We start from the raw sequence: 24,611 nt of genomic DNA, 5'->3' as shown, positions 1-24,611 counted from the left end.
GCGTGATCCCCGTGGCGAGGGAGCTTGCTCCCGCTCGACTGCGTAGCGGTCGCTTGCTTTAAGCCGACAAATACCAGGCCAAACGTCCTACATGAAGCTCGGAAAGCGGTGTCTTGTGGCACTGGAGGGGGCCAGCCTATAGTCCCTCGTCGCCCCAAAAAGGCGACCGGGTTTGGCGACCCGATCTACAGAGAGACTCATCAACTTTCGAGGCTCTGCTTATGACTAGATACATGCCCATCACCAGAATCGACTGCACCCCGGCCACCCTGCTCATCGACACCGAAGCCCCGCTGGACGTCCTTTTCGAAACCGCCGACTACCGCATCCGCACGGTGACCCAGTTACTGGAAAATATCGCGTTCTGTTCGGATATCAGCTCCGATACGGTGGTGCTTTCAGACTTTTGCAAGATGCTGACCATAGCGTTGCGCGCCGGGTGTGATGTGCTGGATGTGATTGGGAGACGGTTGCGAGCGCAAGCTGCTGGGTAACGAAAACGGGCAACCTTTGGGTCACCCGTTTTTTACATGCGCGGAGAGCAAAATGATCGAGACCTTTACAGAATTTGACCCCGCAGAATATCTCAGTACTCCAGAGGCCATTGCGGAGTTCATGAGAGATGCCCGGGAAACCGGCGATACAAGCTATATCGACAAAGCGATGGAAGTAGTCACACGCGCCAACTTCCTACAAAACGGACGGGTGATGGAACATCTGCCAAGCAGCAGACAAATCGCCGGCTAATGAACTTTCCCCACAACACCGGCCTCAACCCATTACCTGCCCAACAAGGAATATGAGGCCCTGCCATGAAAACCCTCTTGAAACTCACCCTTGCCGCCACCCTCACCTGCGCCCTGCCCGTCTGGGCCACTTGCACGCCAGAGGAAGCGACCGCCAAGCGCGAACAGTTGGCCCAGGAAGTGACCAAGCTCACCGAACAGAACCCGGCCAAGGCCAAGGAAATCAACGATGAGCTGCAGAAAATGGACATGGAGACGGCCAGTAAGGATGTGCCGGATAAGTGCCAGTTGATTGATAAGCGCCTGGAAGAATTGAAGAACGCAGAAAAGAAAGCTGGGTGATTAGCCACAGCCGAGCCTAACCCGCTTTTGTGGCGAGGGGATTTATCCCCGCTGGGCTGCGCAGCAGCCCCCAAAACCAGGCAACTCGGTGTGCCAGGAAGATTGAGTTGACTGCTTTAGGGCCGCTGCGCGCCCCAGCGGGGATAAATCCCCTCGCCACAGGGTTTTGCGTCAGATTCAGTTGCCCATAAAAAAACCGGACCCAAGGTCCGGTTCTTTTATCAAGCGCTAACGCCGACTCACTCAGCCGCAGGCGCCTCTGGCTTGCGGCGCTTGAGGGGCGCCATGCCGTCCTTGCTGACCAGCGACGGAGCGTCGCTCTTCGGGCGGTTGGCGGTCTTGCGCTTGGTCGGGGCCTTGGCGCCGGTTTTCTTCTTGTCGCCCTTGGCGTCGACCTTTTTCTTCTTCACACCAACGGCTTTGCCCGAGGCCTTGACCTTCTTCGGTCCGCCGTAGGTGCCTTTGACTTCCTTGATGGTGCGGCGCTCGAAGCTCTGCTTGAGGTAGCGCTCGACGCTCGACATCAGGTTCCAGTCGCCGTGGCAGATCAGCGAGATCGCCAGGCCGTCGTTGCCGGCACGGCCGGTACGGCCGATGCGGTGCACGTATTCGTCGCCGCTGCGGGGCATGTCGAAGTTGATGACCATGTCCAGGCCTTCCACGTCCAGGCCGCGAGCGGCGACGTCGGTGGCGACGAGGATCTTCACGCCGCCCTGCTTGAGGCGGTCGATGGCCAGCTTGCGGTCCTTCTGGTCTTTCTCGCCGTGCAGTACGAACGCCTTGTATTCCTGGGCCACCAGGCGGCCGTAGATGCGGTCGGCCATGGCCCGGGTGTTGGTGAAGACGATGGCTTTTTCGTAGGTCTCGTTGGCCAGCAACCAGTTGACGATCTGCTCTTTGTGCTGGTTGTGGTCAGCGGTGATGATCTGCTGGCGAGTGGTGGAGTTCAGTTGGCTGACCGCGTTGAGCTGCAAGTGCTCAGGGTTGTTCAGCACCTTGGCGATCATCTCGCGCAGGCCCGAGCCGCCGGTGGTGGCGGAGAACAGCATGGTCTGCTGGCGATTGACGCATTCATCCACCAGGCGCTGCACGTCTTCGGCAAAGCCCATGTCCAGCATGCGGTCGGCTTCGTCCAGCACCAGCACTTCGACTTCCTTGAGGTCGAGGTTGCCGGCGTTCAACTGCTCGATCATCCGCCCTGGGGTGCCGATCAGGATGTCCGGCACCTTGCGCAGCATGGCGGCCTGGACCTTGAAGTCTTCGCCGCCAGTGATCAGGCCGGACTTGATGAAGGTGAACTGCGAGAAGCGCTCCACTTCCTTCAAGGTCTGCTGGGCCAGTTCACGGGTCGGCAGCAGGATCAGGGTCTTGATGCTGACGCGGACCTTGGCCGGGCCGATCAGGCGGTTGAGGATCGGCAGCACGAACGCGGCGGTCTTGCCGCTGCCGGTTTGCGCCGTCACCCGCAGGTCACGCCCCTGGAGCGCGAGCGGAATAGCCGCTGCCTGCACCGGCGTTGGCTCGACAAATTTAAGCTCGGCCACGGCTTTGAGCAGGCGTTCGTGCAGGGCGAATTGGGAAAACACGGGTGCTACCTCGAAGAAATGCAAAAAAACAGCTGCATAGGGTAACGGTTTCGAGCGCGAAGGCCGAGTTTCTTTATACAAACGGCGGTAAATCAGTGCATTTTTATCAGCTGCTATTGCATCAACGGTCACTTGACCGGGCTTAAATGCTCTAATCGCACCGTCGCGTCTTTATAGAAGAACCGTTTCGTCCATGGACATCAAACAACTCTGGGTCAACATCCAAGACCTCTGGGGTGCCCTTGACCAGCACCCGATCCTGCATTCCAGCCTCGCCCTGATGTTGCTGCTGGTCATCGCCCTGGTGCTTGGGCGCGTGGCGCGCTACCTGATTTTGCACGCCGCCAAGTTGCTGGGGCGCCAACCGGCCTTGAACTGGGTCAACGACCTGCGCCAGAACAAGGTCTTTCATCGCCTGGCGCAAATGACGCCGTCGCTGATCATCCAGTTCGGCCTGCACCTGGTGCCGGAACTGAGCAAGACCAGCATGATTTTCCTGGGCAATGTCGCCCTGGCGTTCACCATCCTGTTCATGGTGCTGAGCCTCAGTGCCCTGCTCAGCGCCATGCTGGACGTGTACGCACGCACCGAACATGCGCGGACCCGCTCGATCAAAGGCTACGTGCAACTGACGAAGATGGTGCTGTATGTGTTCGGCGCGATCATCATCGTTGCCACCCTGATCGACCGCTCGCCGCTGTTGCTGCTGTCGGGCCTGGGGGCGATGTCGGCGGTGATCCTGTTGGTCTACAAGGACACCCTGCTGTCGTTCGTCGCCAGCGTGCAACTGACCAGCAACGACATGCTGCGGGTCGGCGACTGGATCGAGATGCCCCAGGTCGGTGCCGACGGTGACGTGGTGGACATCACGCTGCACACGGTCAAGGTGCAGAACTTCGACAAGACCATCGTCTCGATCCCCACCTGGCGCCTGATGTCCGAGTCGTTCAAGAACTGGCGCGGCATGCAGCAGTCCGGCGGGCGACGGATCAAGCGCAGCCTGTTCATCGACGCCAGCGGCGTGCGCTTCCTGCATGACGAGGAAGAGCAGCGCCTGACCCAGGTGCGCCTGCTGACCGACTACATCGGCCGCAAACAGGCCGAACTCAAGGCCTGGAACGAGGCCCAGGGCAACGTCGCGGCGATGTCGGCCAACCGTCGGCGGATGACCAACCTGGGCACTTTCCGCGCCTATGCGCTGGCCTATCTGAAGAGCCATCCAGAGATCCAACCGAACATGACCTGCATGGTCCGGCAGATGCAAACCACCGCCCAGGGCATCCCGCTGGAAATCTACTGCTTCACCCGCACCACCGCGTGGACCGACTACGAGCGCATCCAGGGGGATATTTTCGATTACCTGCTGGCGGTGATGCCGGAGTTCGGGTTGAACCTGTACCAGCAGCCTAGCGGCACGGACCTGCGCTCGGGGCTGCTGCCGGCGGTGCTGGGGGCGAGCCACCTGCCGGAGCCGCAGAAGCAGGTGGTTTGACCCTCAAACACCAGAGATCCCTTGTGGGAGCGAGCTTGCTCGCGATAGCGGTGTGTCAGAAGCATAGATGTTGACTGATACTCCGCTATCGCGAGCAAGCTCGCTCCCACAGTGTTCAGGGCGAAGTCTGAGGTTGGCGTATCCCCAACCGACTGATCCAAACCGCCGCCAATATCACCGACCCACCCAGCAGCAACCGCCCCAGTGCCTCGTGCTGGTTCCAGATCAGCAGGTTCACCAGAAGCCCCACCGGCACATGCAGGTTGTTCATCACCGCCAGCGTCCCGCCGTTGACCAGGCACGCGCCTTTGTTCCACCAGTACAACCCCAGGGCGGTGGAGACCAGGCCGAGGAACACCAGCACGCCCCATTGCAGCGGCGCTTCAGGCCAGAAGTTGGCCTTGCCGAACAGCAGGAAAGCCGGCAACGCCACCATCAGCGCACCGAGATAGAAATAACCGAAACGCCGGTAATGCGGCAGGTCGCTCGGATGGCGAGCCACCAGGTGTTTGTAGAGCACCTGCCCGGCCGCATAGGTGAAGTTGGCCAGTTGCAGCAGCAAGAAGCCCATGAAGAAATCCGGGTTGATCCGGTCGTAGCGAATCACCGCCGCGCCGGCCACGGCCACCAGCGCCGCAATCAGTGCCCAGGGATTGAAGCGACGGTTCAGCGCGTCTTCGATCAAGGTCACGTGCAGGGGCGTCAGGATGGTGAAAAGCAGCACCTCGGGCACCGTCAGCACTCGAAAGCTCAGGTACAGGCAGACATAGGTCACGCCGAACTGCAAGGCGCCGATCAACAGCATGCCGCGCATGAACGTCGGCTCCACCTGGCGCCAGCGCGTCAGCGGGATGAACACCAACCCGGCCAGCAACACCCGCACCAGCACCGCGAAATAACTGTCCACATGCCCGGCCAGGTACTCGCCGATCAGGCTGAAGGAAAACGCCTGGATCAATGTCACAAACAGTAGATAGCCCATACCGCCCCTCGTTTCGAATGGCGGCGAAGATAGCGGTTTTGAACGGTGGAGGCGAGCTTGCTGGCGATTGGGGGTGTCAGTCAGCATCTGTATTTCTGACCCACCGTAATCGCGAGCAAGCTCGCTCCCACAGGTATTCCACTAACTTGAAATTTCATCCACGACCGAAGAATTGGCCTGACGCTGGTGCCGATGGCTGGCGGCACGCTGGAGCACTCGGGTCAGCGCCTGGAAGTTGGCCGGTTTGGTCAAGATGTCATCGGCACCCGCGGCCCTGAAACGTTCTATCTCGCTGGAAAAAACACTCGCGGTGAACGCAACGATGTAGCAAGTATCGCCCTTTGGTAATTCGCGGATTCTACGCACCGCCTCCAACCCATCCATCACGGGCATGTTGATATCCATCAGAATGATCTCTGGCATCGAAGCCGTGCAGCGATTGAGCGCTTCCAGGCCATCTGACGCAAGGCCGGGTGCATAGCCCAACTCGTGTAGCATCGCCATGGCCACTTTCTGGCTCACCGGATGGTTCTCCACCAGAAGGATATCGAGCGGATAATCCTCGGCAAAAGACGAGTCGAAGCCAACCGCCGCATGATCATCCCTGTCGGGTATTTCCGAGACTGAAAAAAGCGCCATGGGGAGAGAAAAAGAGAATGTCGAGCCGACACCGGGCTGGCTGGTGAACGATAAAGTCCCCTGCTGCGCCTCGAGCAGGTTCTTACAGATCGAAAGACCCAAGCCACTCCCCGTGAAGCGTTGGCTAGCCGGCCCTTTGAACTGGGCAAAGGGCTTGAACAGATTGTCTTGCCGTTCGGCGGGGATACCGATGCCGGTATCACGGATGGAGAAGTCGAGCCACGCTTGAGAGCCGTAACCGCTGGAGGTGACCAGAAGCGATACTTTTCCGGCTTCGGTAAATTTGACCGCATTGCCCAGCAAGTTGATCAATATCTGGCGAAGGCAATCCATATCGGTCTTGACCAAAGGTGGTACGTCCGGGGAAAACTGCGCCTCCAATTCTATGGGTTTGTCCTGAATATTTTGCCGGATTATTTCCATGCAGGATGAAACCAGCGCTCTCACTTCGAAAACACGGGGTTTCAATTCAAGTTTGCCCGCTTCGATTTTTGCCAGGTCGAGAATGTTATCGATAAGAGACAGCAGGGTCCGTCCACTGGAATGAATCGTTGTGAGAAGACGGCGTTGCTCGGGATCCAGGGCGGAGCGGGCCAGTAACTCGGTCGCGCCAATGACACCGTACATGGGGGTGCGAATCTCATGACTCATGGTTGCCAGAAAGCTGGTTTTTGAACGATCAGCGTCCTCGGCGGCATTTTTCGCCTGATTCAATACCTGTTCATTGACTCGCAGTTGCTGGAGATGAGCACGCATGCGTAAAAGGAGGAAAGCGAGAAATACCAGAATGGCCAGGATGATATGGTAGAGGGAGTCATGATTAAGTTGTTGGTAGTAGTCCGCCAAGGTAACTTCAGCCCCGACAACATACACCGTACCGTCTTGTGATTTTAAGGGAACAAAGACCGCGCGAAAATCACCCCAATGATCCGAGTAGTCGATCCAGGTTGGCGCAGTGCGCTCAAAACTATCGAGTAAAGCCTGGCTGGCATCGGGATAAGGATCGAAGAAACGCACGAAATTGTTCTCTTGAATTTCTTTCTTCGATGCGCTGGAACTGACCAGATAAGCTTTTCCACCGCGCTTGATCACGCTATAGACAAAAGCAGTGCCCATGGACTCGTTGAAGCTGGAGAGCCGTTCAATGGTATCCCAGTCTTGCGCTTGCGATTTGGATTGTCTATCGACCAGATTGTCATGGTAACGGTCGCCGAGGATGGCCGAAGCGCCCAGCGCGGCATGCAACAATTTATTATTGATATTGTCAGTGAGGACGCTTTGCGTCTCGACATAGAGGTAGTAGATATAGCCACCCGCCCCTAGGAGGTAGACCAGGAATAAAGCCCATGTTTTCCGTTTGAGTTTTAACATGTCACAGTCTCCCTACCGTAATAGCGCGCGTAAATTACCACAGCCAGCGTCGAGAGACTTGCCCAATCCGAGTGGGTCTGCCGCCTGCACATCTTCCAGCCCTCAAGACGTGAAGGGCCGTCCATTTAAGTGGTCGTTGTTTCTATTCCCCCAAAAAAAAAGCCCGATCTCGCTAAAGCGTTCAATCGGGCTGATGCACTCAGGAGCAATAAGTGCAAAGGGAGGTTCGATGCGCAAAACGGTTTGAAGGGAAGCGCCAGCTCAATAGACCATCTGGCGATTATCCGAGGATTAACGGATCAAGCGACCTGGGACAGTTTGGCGTTGGCCTGATTCAAACCCTTCTCCTGGAAGTCGCCGCCCAGGTTCATGCCCTCGGCATGGATGAAGGTCACGTCGTGGATCCCGATGAAGCCCATGACCTGGCGCAGGTAGGGTTCCTGATGGTCAGTGCTGCCGCCGGCATGAATGCCGCCACGGGCGGTCAGCACGAAGGCGCGCTTGTCGGCCAGCAGGCCTTGGGGGCCGGTGGGGGTGTATTTGAACGTCACGCCAGCACGCAGCACGTGGTCGAGCCAGGCTTTCAGGGTGCTGGGGATGGCGAAGTTGTACATCGGCGCTGCCATCACCAGCACGTCAGCGGCCAGCAGCTCATCGGTCAATTGGTTGGAGCGCTCCAGCGAGGTGTTTTCAACGTCATTGCGCTGCTCGGCAGGCTTCATCCAGCCACCCAGCAAATTGGCATCCAAGTGCGGCACCGGATTGATGGCCAGGTCGCGAACGCTGATTTCGTCGGCCGGATGCGCCGCTTTCCACTGGCTGATAAAGGTCTGGGTCAGTTGACGGGACACCGAGTCTTGCTGGCGGGCACTGCTTTCGATGATCAGAACGCGGGACATGGCTTGTAGGCTCCATCTGAGAATGTTGTCAGTCGATGGAGTGAAGGTTAAACGCGAGCATATCGATGAAAAAGCGCAAATAACTGCTGTAAAGCATCGATAAATTCGTTTATAAGCGGAGCAAGCAATGTTGCCTGCCCCACTCCCGGGCTATTTCGGCTGACAGGTCAGCTTGATGCGCAGCTTGATGATGTTGCGGTTGAACTTGGCCGTGGCGTTCTTGAACTTGCCGGCGGCGACTTCGATCTTGCGGGTGCGAGGTGCTTCAGGGCCATTGCTGAAGACCACGGTGCAGGCCGCATCGGTGCTGCCGTAGTTGTTGACCTGGATGGAACCGATATCGGCATCGGTGTCATAGGCGTTGTAGTCGATGCTCAGGCCGTTGAGGTGTTTTTCCACATCGATCGGGTAGGCAAACGCAGTCAGTGGCAGCAAGGCCAGCACCACACAACAGATTTTCTTCATTCGGCAGTCTCCACCAAGGGACTGCCAGCTTAGGACAAGAGGAGCCCGATATGAAAGCGCCCCGCGTGACCCTTGATCAATGGCGCACCTTGCAGGCCGTGGTCGACCACGGCGGTTTCGCCCAGGCCGCTGAAGTGCTGCATCGCTCCCAGTCGTCAGTGAGCTACACCGTGGCCCGCATGCAGGATCAGCTCGGCGTGCCGTTGCTGCGCATCGATGGGCGCAAGGCCGTGTTGACCGAAGCCGGCGGTGTGCTGCTGCGCCGCTCGCGACAACTGGTGAAACAGGCCAGCCAACTGGAAGACCTGGCCCACCACATGGAGCAAGGCTGGGAAGCGGAAGTGCGCCTGGTGGTCGACGCGGCCTACCCCAACGCCCGCCTGGTTCGCGCCTTGACGGCGTTCATGCCACAAAGCCGTGGCTGCCGGGTGCGGCTGCGCGAAGAAGTGTTGTCGGGTGTCGAAGAAGTGCTGCTCGAAGGCGTGGCCGACCTGGCCATCAGCAGCTTCAGCATTCCTGGCTATCTGGGAGCCGAATTGAGCGACGTTGAATTCGTCGCGGTGGCCCATCCCGAACACGCCCTGCATCGCCTCAACCGCGAGCTGACGTTCCAGGATCTGGAAAGCCAGTTGCAAGTGGTGATCCGCGACTCTGGACGCCAGCAACCTCGTGACGTGGGTTGGCTCGGTGCCGAGCAGCGCTGGACCGTCGGCAGCCTGGCCACCGCTGCGACTTTCGTGGGCAGCGGCCTGGGCTTCGCCTGGCTGCCCCGGCACATGATTGAGCGGGAACTCAAGGAAGGCACGCTTAAACAGCTACCCTTGGATCAGGGCGGCAGTCGCAACCCGAGCTTCTATCTGTATTCGAACAAGGAAAAACCCCTGGGCCCGGCCACGCAAATCCTGGTCGAATTGCTGCGCACCTTCGACACTGCGCCGCTGGATGCACCGTTCGCCGCCCCTGAACAAGCCTGACAAGGACTTCGACGATGGCCTATTTTTCACACGAAGGTTGCAACCTGCACTACGAGGAATACGGCCACGGCGCGCCCTTGCTGCTGGTCCACGGGCTGGGCTCCAGTACCCGGGATTGGGAAAAGCAGATCCCGGTGCTGTCCGCCCATTACCACCTGATCGTGGTGGATGTGCGCGGCCACGGTCGCTCCGACAAGCCGCCGGAGCGCTACAGCATCGAAGGCTTCAGCGCCGACCTGATCGCCTTGATCGAACACCTGGGCCTGGGCCCGGTGCATCTGGTGGGTTGGTCCATGGGGGGCATGATTGTTTTTCAGTTGGCGGTGGATGAGCCCCATCGGGTCAAGAGCCTGTGCATCGTCAACAGCGCACCGGAGGTCAAGGTCCGCACGCTCGACGATTGCTGGCAATGGTTCAAGCGCTGGAGCCTGATGCGCCTGCTCAGCCTGGAGACCATCGGCAAGGCCCTCGGCGCCAAGTTATTCCCCAAGCCCGAACAAACCGAGTTACGCCTGGAAATGGCCCGACGCTGGGCAAAGAATGACAAACGTGCTTATCTCGCCAGCTTCGATGCGATCGTAGGCTGGGGCGTTCAGGAACGACTTTCACAGGTCACCTGTCCAACCCTCGTCATCTGCGCCGACCACGACTACACCCCGGTGGCGCTGAAAGAAGCCTATGTAAAACGGCTGCCCGATGCACGACTGGTGGTCATCGCCGATTCACGGCACGCTACCCCGCTGGATCAACCCGAACGCTTCAACCAAACCCTGCTCGACTTTTTGACCGCAACCGATTCCACCACTCAGGATCTCTGACCCCATGCTGAAAAAACTCGCCCTTGCCGCCGGCACCGTACTGTTTGCCGCCAACCTGATGGCCGCGACACCCGCCAAGGCACCGCATGTATTGCTGGACACCACCAACGGCCAGATCGAAATCGAACTGGACCCGGTCAAGGCCCCCATCAGTACCAAGAACTTCCTTGAGTACGTGGACAGTGGCTTCTACAACAACACGATTTTTCACCGGGTGATCCCGGGGTTCATGGCCCAGGGCGGCGGCTTTACCCAGCAGATGCAGCAAAAAGACACCAAGGCACCGATCAAGAACGAAGCCAGCAATGGCCTGCACAACGTTCGTGGCACCTTGTCGATGGCCCGCACCTCCAACCCGGACTCGGCCACCAGCCAGTTCTTCATCAACGTGGCCGACAACGCCTTCCTCGATCCGGGCCGTGACGCCGGTTACGCGGTGTTCGCCAAAGTGGTCAAGGGCATGGACGTGGTGGACATCATCGTCAACTCCCAGACCACGACCAAACAAGGCATGCAAAACGTGCCGATCGACCCTGTGCTCATCAAGTCGGCCAAGCGCGTCGACTGAAGAGGCACATGGCAAGCCTGGGCGGCGCGGTGATCCCGCGCCGCCCATAGCAAAAGGAGAGCCCTTGCCAGGGCATTGACTGATGGTTTATCGCCGTTTCGAAACACTGATCGATATCTTCCGCGACGCCCCGACCTCGGCCCCACCGAATCGCGTCCTGCCCTTCTACACCTATTACCTGAAACAGGTCTGGCCCAGCTTCGCCGTACTGCTGGTAGTCGGCCTGATCGGCGCGCTGATCGAAGTGGCGCTGTTCAGCTACCTGAGTCGCATCATCGACCTGACCCAGGGCACGCCGAATGTGGACTTCTTCAAGGTCCATGGCCTGGAACTGGCCTGGATGGCCGTGGTGGCGCTGGTTTTCCGGCCGATTTTCGTCGCCCTGCATGACCTGCTCGTGCACCAGACCCTGAGCCCCAGCATGACCAGCCTGATTCGCTGGCAGAATCACAGCTACGTGCTCAAGCAGAGCCTGAATTTCTTCCAGAACGACTTCGCCGGGCGCATCGCCCAGCGCATCATGCAGACCGGCAACTCCCTGCGTGACTCGGCGGTGCAGGCGGTGGATGCCCTGTGGCATGTGCTGATCTACGCCGTCAGTTCCCTGGTGCTGTTCGCCGAAGCCGACTGGCGCCTGATGATCCCGCTGCTGATGTGGATTGCCGCCTACATCGGCGCACTCTGCTATTTCGTGCCACGGGTCAAGGAGCGCTCGGTGGTGTCGTCCGATGCCCGCTCCAAGCTGATGGGGCGGATCGTCGATGGCTACACCAACATCACCACCCTGAAGCTGTTCGCCCATACCAATTTCGAACAGCAATACGCCCGCGAAGCCATCCAGGAGCAGACCGAAAAAGCCCAGTTGGCTGGCCGGGTGGTGACCAGCATGGACCTGGTCATCACCAGCATGAACGGGCTGCTGATCGTCGGCACGACGGCCCTGGCGCTGTGGTTGTGGACCCAGTCGCTGATCAGCGTCGGCGCCATCGCGTTGGCCACCGGGCTGGTGATCCGCATCGTCAACATGTCCGGCTGGATCATGTGGGTCGTCACCGGCATCTTCGAAAACATCGGCATGGTCCAGGATGGTTTGCAGACCATCGCCCAGCCGGTCAGTGTCACCGACCGTGACCAGGCCAAGCCCCTGGCCGTGGCCCGGGGCGAGGTGCGTTTCGAGCATGTGGATTTCCACTATGGCAAGAAAAGCGGCGTGATCGGCGACCTGAACCTGACCATCAAGCCCGGCGAGAAAATCGGCCTGATCGGCCCGTCCGGCGCGGGGAAATCCACCTTGGTCAACCTGCTGCTGCGCCTCTATGACGTGCAGGGCGGGCGTATCCTCATCGACGGCCAGGACATCGCCGAAGTCGGCCAGGAAAGCCTGCGCGAGCGCATCGGCATGATTACCCAGGACACCTCGCTGCTGCATCGTTCGATTCGCGACAACCTGCTCTACGGCAAGCCAGACGCCACCGATGCGCAACTCTGGGAAGCCGTGCGCAAGGCCCGGGCCGATGAGTTCATTCCACTGCTGTCGGACGCCGAAGGCCGCACCGGCTTCGATGCCCATGTAGGCGAGCGCGGCGTGAAACTGTCCGGCGGCCAGCGCCAGCGTATCGCTATCGCACGGGTGCTGCTCAAGGATGCGCCGATCCTGATCATGGACGAAGCAACGTCGGCGCTGGACTCGGAAGTCGAGGCGGCAATCCAGGAAAGCCTCGAGACCTTGATGCAAGGCAAGACCGTGATCGCCATCGCCCACCGCCTCTCCACCATCGCCCGGATGGACCGGTTGGTGGTGCTGGAGAATGGCCGCATCGCCGAAACCGGTAGCCATGCCGAGTTGCTGGTCCATGGCGGGTTGTATGCGCGGCTGTGGCAGCACCAGACAGGTGGGTTCGTGGGGATCGACTGATCTCTACCAGACACCACTAAACCTGTGGGGTCCGGCTTAAACAGCAATGACAGTGCAACCCCAAGACCTTTCTGAAAAATTCTGTCCAGGATCCATTTAGCCCACACCGCAACGACATACTCCCCGCCGACCACGGCCGAAACCGCCACCGTCCATGACGCTGGCGGTTTTTTATGTCGCTGGATTTGTCGCCACACTCTGCTGTACTCAGCCCAGGTTCTGGAGATGAACCTGTCGTAATGCTGCTGGATGCATAACCGATTATCACGACTGTTTTATCAAGGATACTTATGTCTTTACTCAAACGTTCAACGACTGAGTTGTTGGGTACGTTCTGGCTGGTACTGGGCGGCTGTGGCAGCGCGGTATTGGCCGCCTCCGGGATTGGCGTGCTGGGGGTTGCCCTGGCCTTCGGCTTGACGGTGTTGACCATGGCGTTCGCCATCGGGCATGTCTCGGGTTGTCACCTGAACCCGGCCGTTTCGTTGGGCTTGTACGTGGGAGGGCGGTTTCCGGCCAAGGAGTTGCCCGCCTACATCATTGCCCAGGTCATAGGGGGTATGCTGGCCGCCGCGCTGATCTACTTCATCGCCAGCGGCAAGGAAGGCTTTGACCTGGCTGCGTCCGGCCTGGCCGCGAACGGTTACGGCGAGCATTCGCCTGGTGGGTATTCGATGACGGCCGGTTTTGTCACCGAACTGGTCATGACAGCGATGTTCATCCTGATCATCCTCGGCGCCACCGATAAACGTGCGCCGGCGGGGCTGGCGCCGATTGCCATCGGCCTGGCCCTGACGCTCATTCACCTGATCTCGATTCCGGTCACCAACACGTCCGTCAACCCGGCCCGCAGTACCGGTCCGGCGCTGCTTGTCGGTGGCTGGGCGATCGAGCAACTGTGGCTGTTCTGGGTGGCGCCGCTGCTGGGCGCCGTCATCGGCGGTGTCTCGTACCGCTGGCTGGGCCAGGAAAACCGCTGAGTCACACCCGCGAAGATCAGCACTGCCGATAAGGCAGTGCTGTCTTCGCCTCTTCGGCATACGCCAGCACACCCTCCTGTTCCCGGGCGAGAAAATCTTCGACCGCGGCTTTCAAACCGGAGTGACGCAGGTAATGCCAAGAGCGGGTAATCACCGGCTCGAACCCGCGAATCAATTTGTGCTCGCCCTGGGCACCGGCGTCAAAGCGCTGCAAGCCGTGGGCAATCGCGTAGTCCATGCCTTGATAGAAACAGGTCTCGAAGTGCAGGCGGTCGAACTCCGCCAGACAGCCCCAATAACGTCCATAGAAACTGTCGCCACCCACCAGGCTGAACGCCATCGCCACCGGCCGCGAACCTTGCTTGGCCAGCACCACGCGAATGGCCTCGGGCATGCGTTCGGCCAGCAGGCTGAAGAATGCCCGGGTCAGGTACGGCGCCTGGCGTCGTATCGCGTAGGTGTTGGCGTAACAGGCGTAGACAAAGTCCCACTGCGCCTCGTCCAACTGATGACCTTCGAGCCATTCGAACGCGATGCCCTGCCCCGCCACTTGCTCACGTTCCTTGCGCATCTGCTTGCGCTTGCGGGAACTGAGGGCATCGAGAAAGTCCTGGAAGTCCCGATAGCCGCGATTTTGCCAGTGATACTGACAACCAATCCGCTGCAGCCAACCTTCCTGCCCGACAAGCGCCGCGTCGGTGAAGGCATCGGTGAAATTGATGTGGGCACTGGAGAGCCCTTCGATTTCCAGATAGCCGGGCAGACTGCCCAGCAGTTCCAGGCCATCTTCCGCGCGCGCTGCCAGCAATCGCGGGCCACTGACCGGGCTGAACGGTACCGCCGTCAGCAGCTTGGGGTAATAGTCGATGCCGGCGCGGGCGCAAGCGTCGGCCCAGGCATGGTCGAACACATATTCACCGTAGGAATGCCACTTGCGGTAACTGGGCAAGGCCGCCAGCAGACGACCGTCTTCGATGTGCAACAAATGCTCGGCTTGCCAACCGGATTGCGGGCCCAGGCTGGCGCTGTCCTCCAGGGCGCTGAGGAAGGCGTGGCGCAGGAACGGTTGATTGGCGGGCACCAGCGCATCCCACTCCAGAGGCGCGATGGCGGACAGGCTGTCCAAGACATGAAGCGGCATGCGGTTACTCGATAGCCAGACGGCGGATGGAACGAGTATCGCCGATCTGGACTGGGTAGGACGAGGACAAAGTAGTTTTTATGATTGATGGTCGATGGGGATGGATAGCAAAATTAACTCCCGTTGCTATTCCGTTCGACAAATCAATCACCATGAGGGTCATAACCTAAATACCGCGCCTGGTCTCCATTGCGTCCCCCTTGCTTTCTGACTTTTTCAATCTTGTATGCTAGCGCCATCCGGACGTTATCTTTTCTATTCTTAGCTCTTTTTGCCATTATAGAATCGTAACTTTCTGCGGTTCTCTTGATTATTGCGGCGCCTTCCCTAGTGATACTAGGCTCACCTACGTTTTTGGCAGCAAAGTCAAGCGCCTCACTGGCCAATTCCGCCTCCCTTTTATATTGTTCGAATTTTGGAGAGTTTTTAGCCCCTGCTTTGCCGGCTTCATCCCAAAACAAAAGTGCTCTTTTTTTCAAACGCACAACATGCTTAGATTTAATAGGATACAAAGTTGTCGGACGGGACTTTGTATTGCGGGCAAGTATATCGGGCAACTCGTTATAACCGGAAGTAGCCGTGGTAACTCTATGAGATCCAGATATCCGCCTAAGCCCTCTAAACAACCATCCCCAAAGACTATGTCCTGTTGGATCCACATTATTAATCGGATCCCCTACACAATACATGTACGCATTCAATCCGCCATTACCGAAGGGGCTCAAATTATCCGGGCTGTGAAACCTCATCAACAGTGGATTGAAGACGCGGTAGCCCTTGCCCAGCAAGTACCAACCGGTTTGCGTTTCGCGCCGCTCGCCGTTGTATCCCAAATGGCCATTCACCGCCCCATCCTCTGCACGATGGCCATACGGTGAGTAAACAATGCCCTTGACTGCCTCCTGGCTTATCTCGGACAGCACACTGTTCTTATCATCGCCCACCAGCAACAGGGTCTTCGGGGCACCACCTGCCTGCTGCTCGGCGAGTACCAGCTCATCTACCCGTACGAAGGTGCAGCTGTTGGCCCCCCGGATATCGTTCACCAACTTATCGTTTCGGTAGAACCGTTGTTCCCTGCCCTCCGACGCACTGCGTCCGATTAGGGCATCCAATGCGTCGTAGTGAAAGCTGACCACCGTTTCATCGGGCGAAGCGCTAACGTCGGGTACGGATTCATCAAACGCAGGCTGCCCTGTTTTATCTGACCCAGCCACGTTGTTCTCCATGCTTACCGTTGATAGCCATATACCTTTCATGGCGCCTGATTTCGACAAGCAGCGTGAGTACTCGGGCATTCCCGCGTGCTTGCAGTCGGTTTGCAATGGGTCGAAGTAAGCGCTTTTTTCAGATACCGCGAAACTGTCAGGGTTGACAGGGTGACTACCCATACAGTGATTCAGGTAGCACGGTACACATGCTCGAATAAGTGTCGAAAAAAAACCCCGCCAGGGGCGGGGTTGAAAAAAGGAGCTTTAACGGATGAAGAAAGAGCTCTGTATCAAGTCAGCGCGATTTAGAACACGTACTGGGCACGCATCACAAAACCGTCGCCATCGTCATCGCCATTGGCGTTGGTGACTTTGTCGGTCTTGGCCTTGACGTAGGCACCAGTGATTTTCACCGCTTCGTTGGCGTACCAGTTCACGCCCAGGTTGTGCACCTTGGCTTCGGCATCGCCCACTTCACGGGTGGCCGAGGCAGTGGTGATGTTGTCGTCTTCGACGGTCATGCTGTCGAAGCGGTAGAACACTTCCCAGGCGCCGATGGATTTGTTCTGAGGCTTGATCGCGTCAAACTTGCCGACCTTATAACCGCGGGCCTCACCGGTAATGGTGTAGGCACCCTGGACGTAGAAGCCGTGGCCTTTGAGGTCTTCGAAGGCGTCGCTGTCAGCCTTGGTCTTGCGGGAGATGTACTCACCCTGGATCGACGCAGGGCCCATGGCGAAAGCAGCTTCCAGGCCGAAGGCGGTGTCGGTGTCGTACGAACCGGCCGGCGAGTTGTTGGCGCCGCCCAGGACCGGACGGTTGCCGTTAGCACCGGCGTCGTTGCCGCCCAAGGTATCAACACCGCGCATGCCGAGGCGGGAGCGATAACGAGCGTCGAACACGGTATCCGAAACGTCACGGGAGGCCACGCTCAAACCGAAGTGCAGCACGTTACCGGCTTCGTGCATCGGGGCGAACACGAAGCGACCGTTGACTTGCTTGACGCTGTCGCCGTCAGCATCGTCATTGTCCTTGCTGAACACACCGGCTGAGGCATAGAACGAATCAGCGAAGGTGCTGGAGGCCTGGATACCCATACCATTCTGCTTGTCCATGGCCCAATCGACCAGATCGTAGGCGGCGTTTCGCTCAGTCGCCGTGACCCATTTGGAGCTGGTGGCTTTTTCAAGGCCAAAGTCCGGGTCAAAACGGCCAACCTTGATGGAAACCGGTTTGAAACCGTTGTAGGCCAGAGACGCCTCGTCGAAGTAGCCGTTATCGGAATCGCCGGTGTTATGGGACATGTCGTAGTTGATGGTGTAGGCCCAATCCGTGTACAGCACGCCGGACAGTTCCAGGAAGGCACGACGGAAGTAAGCGGCGTCAGCCGATTTGCCGTTGTCAGTGTAGATACCGTCGAACTGGCTGTAGTCAGCCTGCAAACGACCACCGAGCTTGAAGCTGAACTCTTTGTCAGTGGTAGCGACCTCAAGGCCGCCCTTGGTTTTGACCACGATATCGGCGCCATCGGTGGTGACGGTGCCGGCGAAAGCCTGGGCGGTTACTGCCATTGCCAGTGCGCTGGCGGCAACACCTGCGAAGTGCTTGCGAATCATCGAAGAATTCCCCTGTTGGTAGTCTATGCCGTTAGAAAACACGCGGAACTGGGCCCGCTGGTGTTGGGAGGGGATCTTGGCGATGGGTTGTGTCAGGGGAGTTGCTACCAGATAAAGATTTTATGACAGCGGAACTTTTTACTTCGAATGGGAATAACAAATACAGCCATGGAGAACCTGTGGGAGCGGGCTTGCTCGCGATAGCGGTTGTTCAGTCTGCATTGATGTGGACTGATACACCGCTATCGCGAGCAAGCTCGCTCCCACAGGGTTTGGAGTATCTTGAGGTTTAGCGGATGTTTTTACGGCGCTCGGCGGCGAGTTTCTCGGCGAGGTGATCCAGGTCGGGAATCGGTGGTTGCGGCAGTTTTTTGAGGGTCGCCTGCATCAGGCGCATCTGGCGGATAAAACGCCGGCACTTGGCACAGAACATCAAGTGATGGCGCACCATCAGGCGTTCACGAAAGCTCAGTTGTCCGTCGAGATAGTCACTGGAGCGCGCCACTTGTTCCTTGCAGGTCAGCATTCGCCGGTTTCCTCGAAATGTTCAACAGTCGCGAAGACCTTCAGTCGGGCTCGATGCAGCAGCACGCGTACATTGGAGAGCGAGATATCCAGAAGATTACAGATTTCTTCCAGCTCCAGGCCCTGGCGTTCCCGCAGGGTCAGCACGCTGCCTTGCAGTTCCGACAGGCTGAGCAATGTGTGCTCCAGGCAATCGCGCAATTCGCTCATCGTGAGCAGCGCCTCAGGCGTGTCCTGGTGCCAGGCGAACGGCGCCAGCAGCCAATGCCCATCGGCGGCGAAACGATCATCGCCCAGGGTGCCGTGGGGGGACGGAAGGTCATCGAGCAGCACTTCCCGGCGGTTTTGCTTGTAGCGCCCCTTGGCGGCGTTGGCCGTGATGGTCAACAGCCAGGTCTTGAGGCTGGAACGGCCCTGGAACCCACTGAGATTGCGTACCACCGACAACCACGCGTCCTGCACCACTTCGTCGGCATGGCGGCTGCCGACGATGGCATAGGCCACGGCACGCATCGGGCTCTGATAGGCGCTGACCAGCTCCTTGTAGGCCTGCTGCTCGCCGGCCAGGAGGCGTTGGAGCAGGAGGGTGTCATCGGTGACCGTCATTCAACGCCCTATTGTTGGATGGATCGCGGTTGTTGCAGCTTGTGGGAGCAAGACTTGTGGGAGCAAGGCTTGCCCGCGATGAAGGTGACGCGGTCTTCCGGGAAACCGAGGCGTCTGCATCGCGAGCAAGCTTTGCTCCCACAGGTTCCACAAGCCATAGGCCATAGGCCAGCAGGAATAAATCCTCTGGCCGCTAAAGTGGATCAACGCTTGCGCAAAATCACGCTGCCAATCGAATAACCGGCGCCGAACGAACTGAGTACGGCAACCGAGCCGCTGGGCAGGTCATCCTGGTATTTGTGGAATGCAATCACCGAACCGGCCGAACTGGTGTTGGCGTAGCGGTCGAGGATCACCGGGGCTTCCTCTTCGGTGGCTTCGCGTCCCAGCAGTTTGCGCACGATCAAGTGGTTCATGCTCAGGTTGGCCTGGTGCAACCAGAAGCGCTTCACCTCGCCAACGTTCAGCTGGTTTTCTTCCAAGTGAGCACCGATCAGCTCGGCCACCATCGGGCAGACGTCGCGGAACACCTTGCGGCCTTCCTGGACGAACAACTTGTCGCGGCTACCGGCGCCCTCTTCCGCGGCGCGGTTGAGGAAGCCGAAGTTGTTGCGGATGTTGTTGGAGAACTTGGTCAGCAGTTTGGTGCTGACCACGTCGAACTGGTACGGCGAGGTCGCCTGGTCCGCCCGTTCGATGATCACGGCGGTGGCCGCGTCGCCGAAGATGAAGTGACTGTCACGATCACGGAAGTTCAGGTGGCCGGTGCACACTTCCGGGTTGACCATCAGGATCGCCCGGGCCTGGCCCAGTTGCACGCTGTTGGCCGCTGCCTGGATGCCGAAAGTGGCCGAGGAACAGGCCACGTTCATGTCGAAACCGAAACCTTCGATGCCCAGGGCTTCCTGGACTTCGATGGCGATGGCCGGGTAGGCACGCTGCAGGTTGGAACAGGCGACGATCACCCCGTCGATGTCGGCGACGGTGCGGCCGGCGCGCTCCAGGGCCTGTTTCGCGGCGCCGATGGCCATTTCACACAGCACCGACCACTCGTCGTTGGAGCGCTCGGGCAAACGTGGGGTCATGCGTTGCGGATCGAGAATACCGTCCTTGTCCATGACAAAGCGGCTCTTGATGCCGGAGGCTTTTTCGATGAACGCGGCGTTGGATTCGGTCAAGGCCTCGACTTCACCGCGCGCGATGGCGTCGGCGTTGTCGGCGTTGAATTGCGCGACATAGGTATTGAAAGATTGCACCAGCTCTTCGTTGGAGATGCTGTTGGCCGGGGTGTACAGGCCGGTGCCGCTGATGACGACGTTATGCATGGTCGTGTCTCTGATCTGTTCAGGCAGAAAGCATTGGCACCGACGTACCAATACACAAAGGGACTTTTCCCATCCGGGGAAGCAGCCCTGGCATCGCTTTATTCCGATCCGCCCGAGGCATTGAAGCTCAAAACCACGGGACCGGCATTTATAGCCGCGAAGTTTGCCATAAACGCTGGCGTTTGGCCCATTCTCCTTGAGCTACAACACCCTACCCTGTGGGAGCGGGCTTGCTCGCGATAGCGGTGGTTCAGCCTGCATTGATATTGACTGATACACCGCTATCGCGAGCAAGCTCGCTCCCACAGGGGTTTCACAGGGGGTTGATGGTTTGTGGCATCAACCCTCCACCTGCCCCCACTGCTTGCCCAGGCGCTTGTCCGAGATCGGCACCTTGGTCCCCAGTTGCTGGGCGAACAGCGACACCCGGTATTCCTCCAGCCACCAGCGGTACAGCTCCAGTTGCGGATCACGCTTGCCTTCCTGGGCGTGTTTGCTGGCGCGGGCCTGGTATTGGGCCCAGAGGTTCGACAACTCGCCGCTCCAGACCCGGTCTTTCTGCACCTGGCTACCGAGCTTCTCGAAGCGTTGCTCGATGGCCTTGAGGTAGCGCGGCAGTTCCTTGAGCCACTGATGTGGGGTTTCGCGGACGAAGCCCGGGTAGACCAGGTGGCTGAGTTGCTGCTTGATATCGTTCAGCGCCACGGCCTGGGCCAGATCGATCTTGCCCTTGAAGCGTTTTTGCAGGCCATGCCAGAGCTTGAGGATGTCCAGGGTCAGCTTCGCCAGGCGTTCGGCGTGCTCGGTCCAGCCGCCGCGCTTGCGCTCGGCCAGGGAGGCCAGTGCGGCGCCGTCACGGGGCAGGCTCGCTTCGCCTTCGAGCACACAACTGTCGAGGCTGGTAAGCAGGATGTCTTCCACCAGGCTGTCGATGCGGCCCAAGTCGCGGTACAGCAGGCCCAGCTCCGTCAGCCCCGGCAGCTTGCCGCGCAGGAACTTGGCCGACTCGGCCAATTGCTGCATCAGCAAGCGCTGCAAGGCCCGGCGATGCTGGAACTCGGCTTCGGCCGGCGTCGGGAAACGCCCTTCCTTGACCACGCCGCCCTCTTCCACCAGCGCCGGGTAGACCGTCATCGACAGCCCGGCGATCTTCTGTTGGGTTTTCTCGGCCACCGGCGCGAAGACCTTCGCCTCCACCGGTGCCTGGCTTTTCGCCGTTTGCGGTACGGCCAAGGCCGCCTGGCTGGCTTCGGCAAAACGCGCCGTCAACTCGGCCAGGTCGCGGCCTTCGCCAAGGAACTTGCCCTGGCCGTCGACGATTTCCAGGTTCATGCGCAGGTGGCTTTCCACCTGCTGGGCGGCTTCGGCCCAGGCTTCGTCACTGACCCGCGCGCCCGTCATGCGCAGCAATTCACGGCCCAGGGACTGCGGCAACGAGCCCTCGGCGAAGGTGATGCGTTGCAGCGCCGCCTTGACGAAATCCGGCACCGGCACGAAATTCTTGCGCAAGGCCTTGGGCAGGTTGCGCACCAGGGCGATGCACTTGGCCTCGATCACCCCCGGCACCAGCCATTCCAGGCGTTCCGGCGGCAGCATCGGCAGCAGTGGCGCCGGCACTCGCAACGTCACGCCGTCGCGCGGGTGGTTGGGCTCGAAGTGATAGCTCAGCGGCAAGGTCAGGTCGCCGACGCGCAAGGTGTCGGGGTAATGCGCGGCGGTGACTTCGCTGGCTTCGCGGGCCAACACGTCTTCTTCGCGCATGATCAGCAGTTGCGGGTCTTTCTGGCTGTTGATCCGGTACCAGCTGTCGAATGTCGCGGTCTGGTGGATCTCGGCCGGCAAGCGCGCGTCGTAGAAGGCAAACAGGGTTTCCTCGTCCGCCAGAATATCGCGGCGGCGGGCCTTGGCTTCCAGCTCGTCGAGTTGCTCCAGCAACCGGGTATTGGCGCTCAGGCACTTGGCCTTGGACTGGATCTCGCCGCGCACCAATGCCTCGCGGATGAACAATTCACGGGAAACCACCGGGTCCACCGGCCCGTAATGCACCGGTCGCCGACCAACGACGATGAGCCCGAACAGGGTGATTTGCTCATAGGCCACCACCTGCCCGCGCTTCTTCTCCCAATGGGGTTCGAAGTGGTTTTTCTTGATCAGGTGCCCGGCCAGCGGCTCGATCCAGTCCGGTTCGATCTTGGCCACCATGCGCGCATACAGCTTGGTGGTTTCCACCAACTCGGCGGTCATCAGCCATTGCGGACGCTTCTTGCCCAGGCCCGACGAGGGGTGGACCCAGAACCGCCGCTGGCGAGCGCCCAGGTAGTCGCCGTCTTCGGTTTTCTGGCCGATCTGGCTCAACAGGCCCGAGAGCACCGCTTTGTGCAGTTTCGGGAAATCAGCCGGTTCTTTGTTGAGGCTCAACTGCATGTCACGGCAGATCAAGCTCAACTGCCGATGGGAATCACGCCACTCGCGCAGGCGCAGGTAATTGAGGAAGTTCTTGCGGCACCAATTGCGCAGCGGGCTGGCGGTCAGGGCCTGGCGCTGCTCTTCGAAACCGCGCCACAGGTTGACCAGCCCGGCGAAGTCCGAATCCGCGTCCTTCCACTGGGCATGGGCCTGGTCCGCCGCCTGTTGGCGCTCCGGCGGACGCTCGCGGGGGTCCTGGATCGACATGGCACTGGCGACGATCAACACTTCCTGCAAACTGCCCAGCTTCGCCGCTTCCAACAGCATGCGGCCCATGCGCGGGTCCACCGGCAAGCGCGCCAACTGGCGACCGAGCGGGGTCAACTGGCTGTTGCGGTCCACCGCCGACAATTCTTGCAGCAGGTTGAAACCGTCACTGATGGCCTTGCCGTCCGGCGGCTCGATGAACGGGAAATCGGTGATCTCGCCGAGGCGCAGGTGCAGCATCTGCAGGATCACCGCCGCCAGGTTAGTGCGCAGGATCTCCGGGTCAGTGAACTCCGGCCGTCCAAGAAAATCTTCCTCGCTGTACAACCGCACACAAATCCCCGGCTCGACCCGCCCGCAGCGGCCCTTGCGCTGGTTGGCACTGGCCTGGGAAATGGCTTCGATGGGCAGGCGCTGGACCTTGGCCCGATAGCTGTAGCGGCTGATGCGCGCGGTGCCGCTGTCGATCACGTAGCGGATTCCCGGCACGGTCAGCGAGGTTTCGGCGACGTTGGTCGCCAGCACCACACGACGGCCCGGGTGAGACTGGAAGATGCGCTGCTGTTCGGCCGGCGACAGTCGCGCATACAGCGGCAGAATCTCGGTGTGCTTGAGCTGGGCCTTGCGCAGCATCTCCGCGGCGTCGCGAATTTCCCGCTCGCCCGGCAGGAACACCAGCACATCCCCAGGGCTGCGCCGCTCGCTGCGCTCGTAGGCGGCGATCTCATCGAGGGTGGCGAGGATCGCCTGGTCGACGGTCAAGTCGTCTTCGACCCGGTTGCCCTCCTCGTCCTGCTCCAGGGTCAGCGGGCGATACCAGGTTTCCACCGGGAAGGTGCGGCCCGAGACTTCCACGATCGGCGCGTCATCGAAATGCTTGGAGAAGCGCTCCAGGTCGATGGTCGCCGAGGTGATGATGACTTTCAGGTCCGGACGGCGTGGCAGCAGGGTCTTGAGGTAACCCAGCAGGAAGTCGATGTTCAGGCTGCGTTCGTGGGCTTCGTCGACGATGATCGTGTCGTAGCGCTCGAGGTAGCGGTCGTTCTGGGTCTCGGCCAGCAGGATGCCGTCGGTCATCAGCTTGATCAGGGTGTTGGCGTCGCTCTGGTCCTCGAACCGCACCTGATAGCCCACCAGCGCCCCCAACGGCGTGGCCAGTTCCTCGGCCACCCGGCTCGCCACACTGCGCGCGGCGATCCGGCGCGGTTGGGTGTGGCCGATCAAGCCGTGCTGGCCGCGACCGATTTCCAGGCAGATCTTCGGCAACTGCGTGGTTTTCCCCGAGCCGGTTTCGCCGGCAATGATCAGCACCTGGTGCTTGAGCAGCGCGTCCTTGATTTCGTCGCGCTTGGCGGCAATCGGCAAATTGTCGTCGTAGCGGATCACCGGCAGGCTCGCCTTGCGCGCCAGAACCTGATCGCACGACGCCTGCATGCGCGTCACCCACTGGGCCAGCTTGGCCTCGTCGGGCTTCTTGCGCAGCTCGAACAACTGGCGCCGCAACCGGTTACGGTCGGCGAGCATGGCGTGGTCGAGGTTTTTCAGCAGCTTGTCGATAGCGGGGGCTTGGTCAGTCATCAGGTACGCAAGGGTCGTCGGTTTGAGCAGGGGGCGATTGTCGCAGATTTGCGCACAAATAAACCTGTGGGAGCAAAGCTTGCTCGCGATACAGGCGCCTCGGTCCCCCGGGAGACCGCGTCATCTTCATCGCGGGCAAGCTTTGCTCCCACAGTTTTT

Annotated in this window: 20 protein-coding genes and 1 pseudogene; 9 read left to right on the top strand and 12 right to left on the bottom strand. The window is 59.7% G+C overall.

Annotated features, from left to right (window positions below):
• The first annotated feature begins 221 nt into the window (after window positions 1-221).
• The 3 genes and pseudogenes from HU749_RS08650 (at window position 222) to HU749_RS08640 (ending at window position 1,088) form a co-directional block, all read left to right on the top strand.
• Entirely contained in the window at window positions 222-494 is a 273-nt protein-coding gene (locus tag HU749_RS08650) for a hypothetical protein (RefSeq protein ID WP_095973965.1), read from the top strand.
• A gap of 52 nt (window positions 495-546) precedes the next feature.
• A pseudogene (locus HU749_RS08645) lies at window positions 547-684 on the top strand (helix-turn-helix domain-containing protein); the annotation flags it as partial.
• 128 nt (window positions 685-812) lie between these two features.
• Window positions 813-1,088, top strand: coding sequence for a hypothetical protein (locus HU749_RS08640; protein ID WP_095973966.1), 276 nt, complete (start codon window positions 813-815; stop codon window positions 1,086-1,088).
• Window positions 1,089-1,327: 239 nt separating this feature from the next.
• On the opposite strand, the gene HU749_RS08635 is transcribed toward HU749_RS08640, so the two are convergent.
• Window positions 1,328-2,674 (bottom strand): DEAD/DEAH box helicase, encoded by a 1,347-nt coding sequence (locus HU749_RS08635; RefSeq protein ID WP_014337093.1) that lies wholly within the window; start codon window positions 2,672-2,674, stop codon window positions 1,328-1,330.
• A 193-nt stretch (window positions 2,675-2,867) separates the two neighbouring features.
• Here HU749_RS08635 and HU749_RS08630 point away from each other — a divergent pair, with 193 nt between their 5' ends.
• On the top strand, window positions 2,868-4,166 hold the full coding sequence (locus HU749_RS08630; protein ID WP_046062946.1) for a mechanosensitive ion channel family protein: 1,299 nt from the start codon (window positions 2,868-2,870) through the stop codon (window positions 4,164-4,166).
• Between the two features lie 115 nt (window positions 4,167-4,281).
• Here the strand turns inward: HU749_RS08630 and HU749_RS08625 are convergent, their stop codons facing one another.
• The 4 genes from HU749_RS08625 to HU749_RS08610 form a co-directional block, all read right to left on the bottom strand.
• Entirely contained in the window at window positions 4,282-5,148 is an 867-nt protein-coding gene (locus HU749_RS08625; RefSeq protein WP_095962463.1) for a carboxylate/amino acid/amine transporter, read from the bottom strand.
• A gap of 141 nt (window positions 5,149-5,289) precedes the next feature.
• A complete protein-coding gene (locus HU749_RS08620) occupies window positions 5,290-7,158 on the bottom strand; it encodes an ATP-binding protein (RefSeq protein WP_186649659.1) in 1,869 nt (622 codons plus the stop codon).
• Between the two features lie 299 nt (window positions 7,159-7,457).
• Window positions 7,458-8,057, bottom strand: a complete 600-nt coding sequence (locus HU749_RS08615; protein ID WP_014337089.1) for an FMN-dependent NADH-azoreductase — start codon at window positions 8,055-8,057, stop codon at window positions 7,458-7,460.
• 150 nt (window positions 8,058-8,207) lie between these two features.
• Window positions 8,208-8,522, bottom strand: a complete 315-nt coding sequence (locus HU749_RS08610) for a hypothetical protein (protein ID WP_003198925.1) — start codon at window positions 8,520-8,522, stop codon at window positions 8,208-8,210.
• 50 nt (window positions 8,523-8,572) lie between these two features.
• On the opposite strand from HU749_RS08610, the gene HU749_RS08605 reads away from it, so the two are divergent.
• The 5 genes from HU749_RS08605 (at window position 8,573) to aqpZ (ending at window position 13,777) form a co-directional block, all read left to right on the top strand.
• On the top strand, window positions 8,573-9,496 hold the full coding sequence (locus tag HU749_RS08605; RefSeq protein ID WP_014337088.1) for a PA3225 family LysR-type transcriptional regulator: 924 nt from the start codon (window positions 8,573-8,575) through the stop codon (window positions 9,494-9,496).
• A gap of 14 nt (window positions 9,497-9,510) precedes the next feature.
• Entirely contained in the window at window positions 9,511-10,314 is an 804-nt protein-coding gene (locus HU749_RS08600) for an alpha/beta fold hydrolase (RefSeq protein WP_046062943.1), read from the top strand.
• Between the two features lie 4 nt (window positions 10,315-10,318).
• Window positions 10,319-10,882 carry a peptidylprolyl isomerase gene (locus tag HU749_RS08595; RefSeq protein ID WP_014337086.1) on the top strand — a complete coding sequence of 188 codons (564 nt, stop codon included), beginning with the start codon at window positions 10,319-10,321 and terminating at the stop codon, window positions 10,880-10,882.
• Between the two features lie 82 nt (window positions 10,883-10,964).
• Window positions 10,965-12,797, top strand: coding sequence for an ABC transporter ATP-binding protein (locus HU749_RS08590; RefSeq protein ID WP_079305186.1), 1,833 nt, complete (start codon window positions 10,965-10,967; stop codon window positions 12,795-12,797).
• 290 nt (window positions 12,798-13,087) lie between these two features.
• Window positions 13,088-13,777 carry an aquaporin Z gene (gene aqpZ, locus HU749_RS08585; RefSeq protein WP_186649657.1) on the top strand — a complete coding sequence of 230 codons (690 nt, stop codon included), beginning with the start codon at window positions 13,088-13,090 and terminating at the stop codon, window positions 13,775-13,777.
• Window positions 13,778-13,793: 16 nt separating this feature from the next.
• On the opposite strand, the gene HU749_RS08580 is transcribed toward aqpZ, so the two are convergent.
• The 7 genes from HU749_RS08580 to hrpA all read right to left on the bottom strand — a co-directional run bounded on the left by HU749_RS08580 (window position 13,794) and on the right by hrpA (window position 24,452).
• Window positions 13,794-14,918, bottom strand: coding sequence for a GNAT family N-acetyltransferase (locus HU749_RS08580; protein ID WP_079305182.1), 1,125 nt, complete (start codon window positions 14,916-14,918; stop codon window positions 13,794-13,796).
• A gap of 143 nt (window positions 14,919-15,061) precedes the next feature.
• Window positions 15,062-16,177: an RHS repeat-associated core domain-containing protein gene (locus tag HU749_RS08575; RefSeq protein ID WP_225919144.1), complete on the bottom strand. Its 1,116-nt coding sequence runs from the start codon at window positions 16,175-16,177 to the stop codon at window positions 15,062-15,064.
• A gap of 257 nt (window positions 16,178-16,434) precedes the next feature.
• Window positions 16,435-17,745 (bottom strand): OprO/OprP family phosphate-selective porin, encoded by a 1,311-nt coding sequence (locus HU749_RS08570; RefSeq protein ID WP_095962459.1) that lies wholly within the window; start codon window positions 17,743-17,745, stop codon window positions 16,435-16,437.
• Between the two features lie 289 nt (window positions 17,746-18,034).
• Window positions 18,035-18,271 carry an anti-sigma factor family protein gene (locus HU749_RS08565; RefSeq protein WP_046062940.1) on the bottom strand — a complete coding sequence of 79 codons (237 nt, stop codon included), beginning with the start codon at window positions 18,269-18,271 and terminating at the stop codon, window positions 18,035-18,037.
• Window positions 18,265-18,876 carry an RNA polymerase sigma factor gene (locus tag HU749_RS08560; RefSeq protein WP_079305176.1) on the bottom strand — a complete coding sequence of 204 codons (612 nt, stop codon included), beginning with the start codon at window positions 18,874-18,876 and terminating at the stop codon, window positions 18,265-18,267. The genes HU749_RS08565 and HU749_RS08560 overlap by 7 nt, the downstream gene beginning before the upstream one ends.
• Before the next feature lie 203 nt (window positions 18,877-19,079).
• On the bottom strand, window positions 19,080-20,201 hold the full coding sequence (locus tag HU749_RS08555) for a beta-ketoacyl-ACP synthase III (protein WP_046062938.1): 1,122 nt from the start codon (window positions 20,199-20,201) through the stop codon (window positions 19,080-19,082).
• 339 nt (window positions 20,202-20,540) lie between these two features.
• Window positions 20,541-24,452, bottom strand: a complete 3,912-nt coding sequence (hrpA, locus tag HU749_RS08550) for an ATP-dependent RNA helicase HrpA (protein ID WP_079305172.1) — start codon at window positions 24,450-24,452, stop codon at window positions 20,541-20,543.
• Window positions 24,453-24,611: the final 159 nt, after the last annotated feature.

This window comes from Pseudomonas ogarae (assembly GCF_014268695.2).
GTDB classification, from domain to species: Bacteria; Pseudomonadota; Gammaproteobacteria; order Pseudomonadales; family Pseudomonadaceae; genus Aquipseudomonas; species Aquipseudomonas kilonensis.
This window is presented reverse-complemented; position numbering and strand designations above follow the sequence as displayed.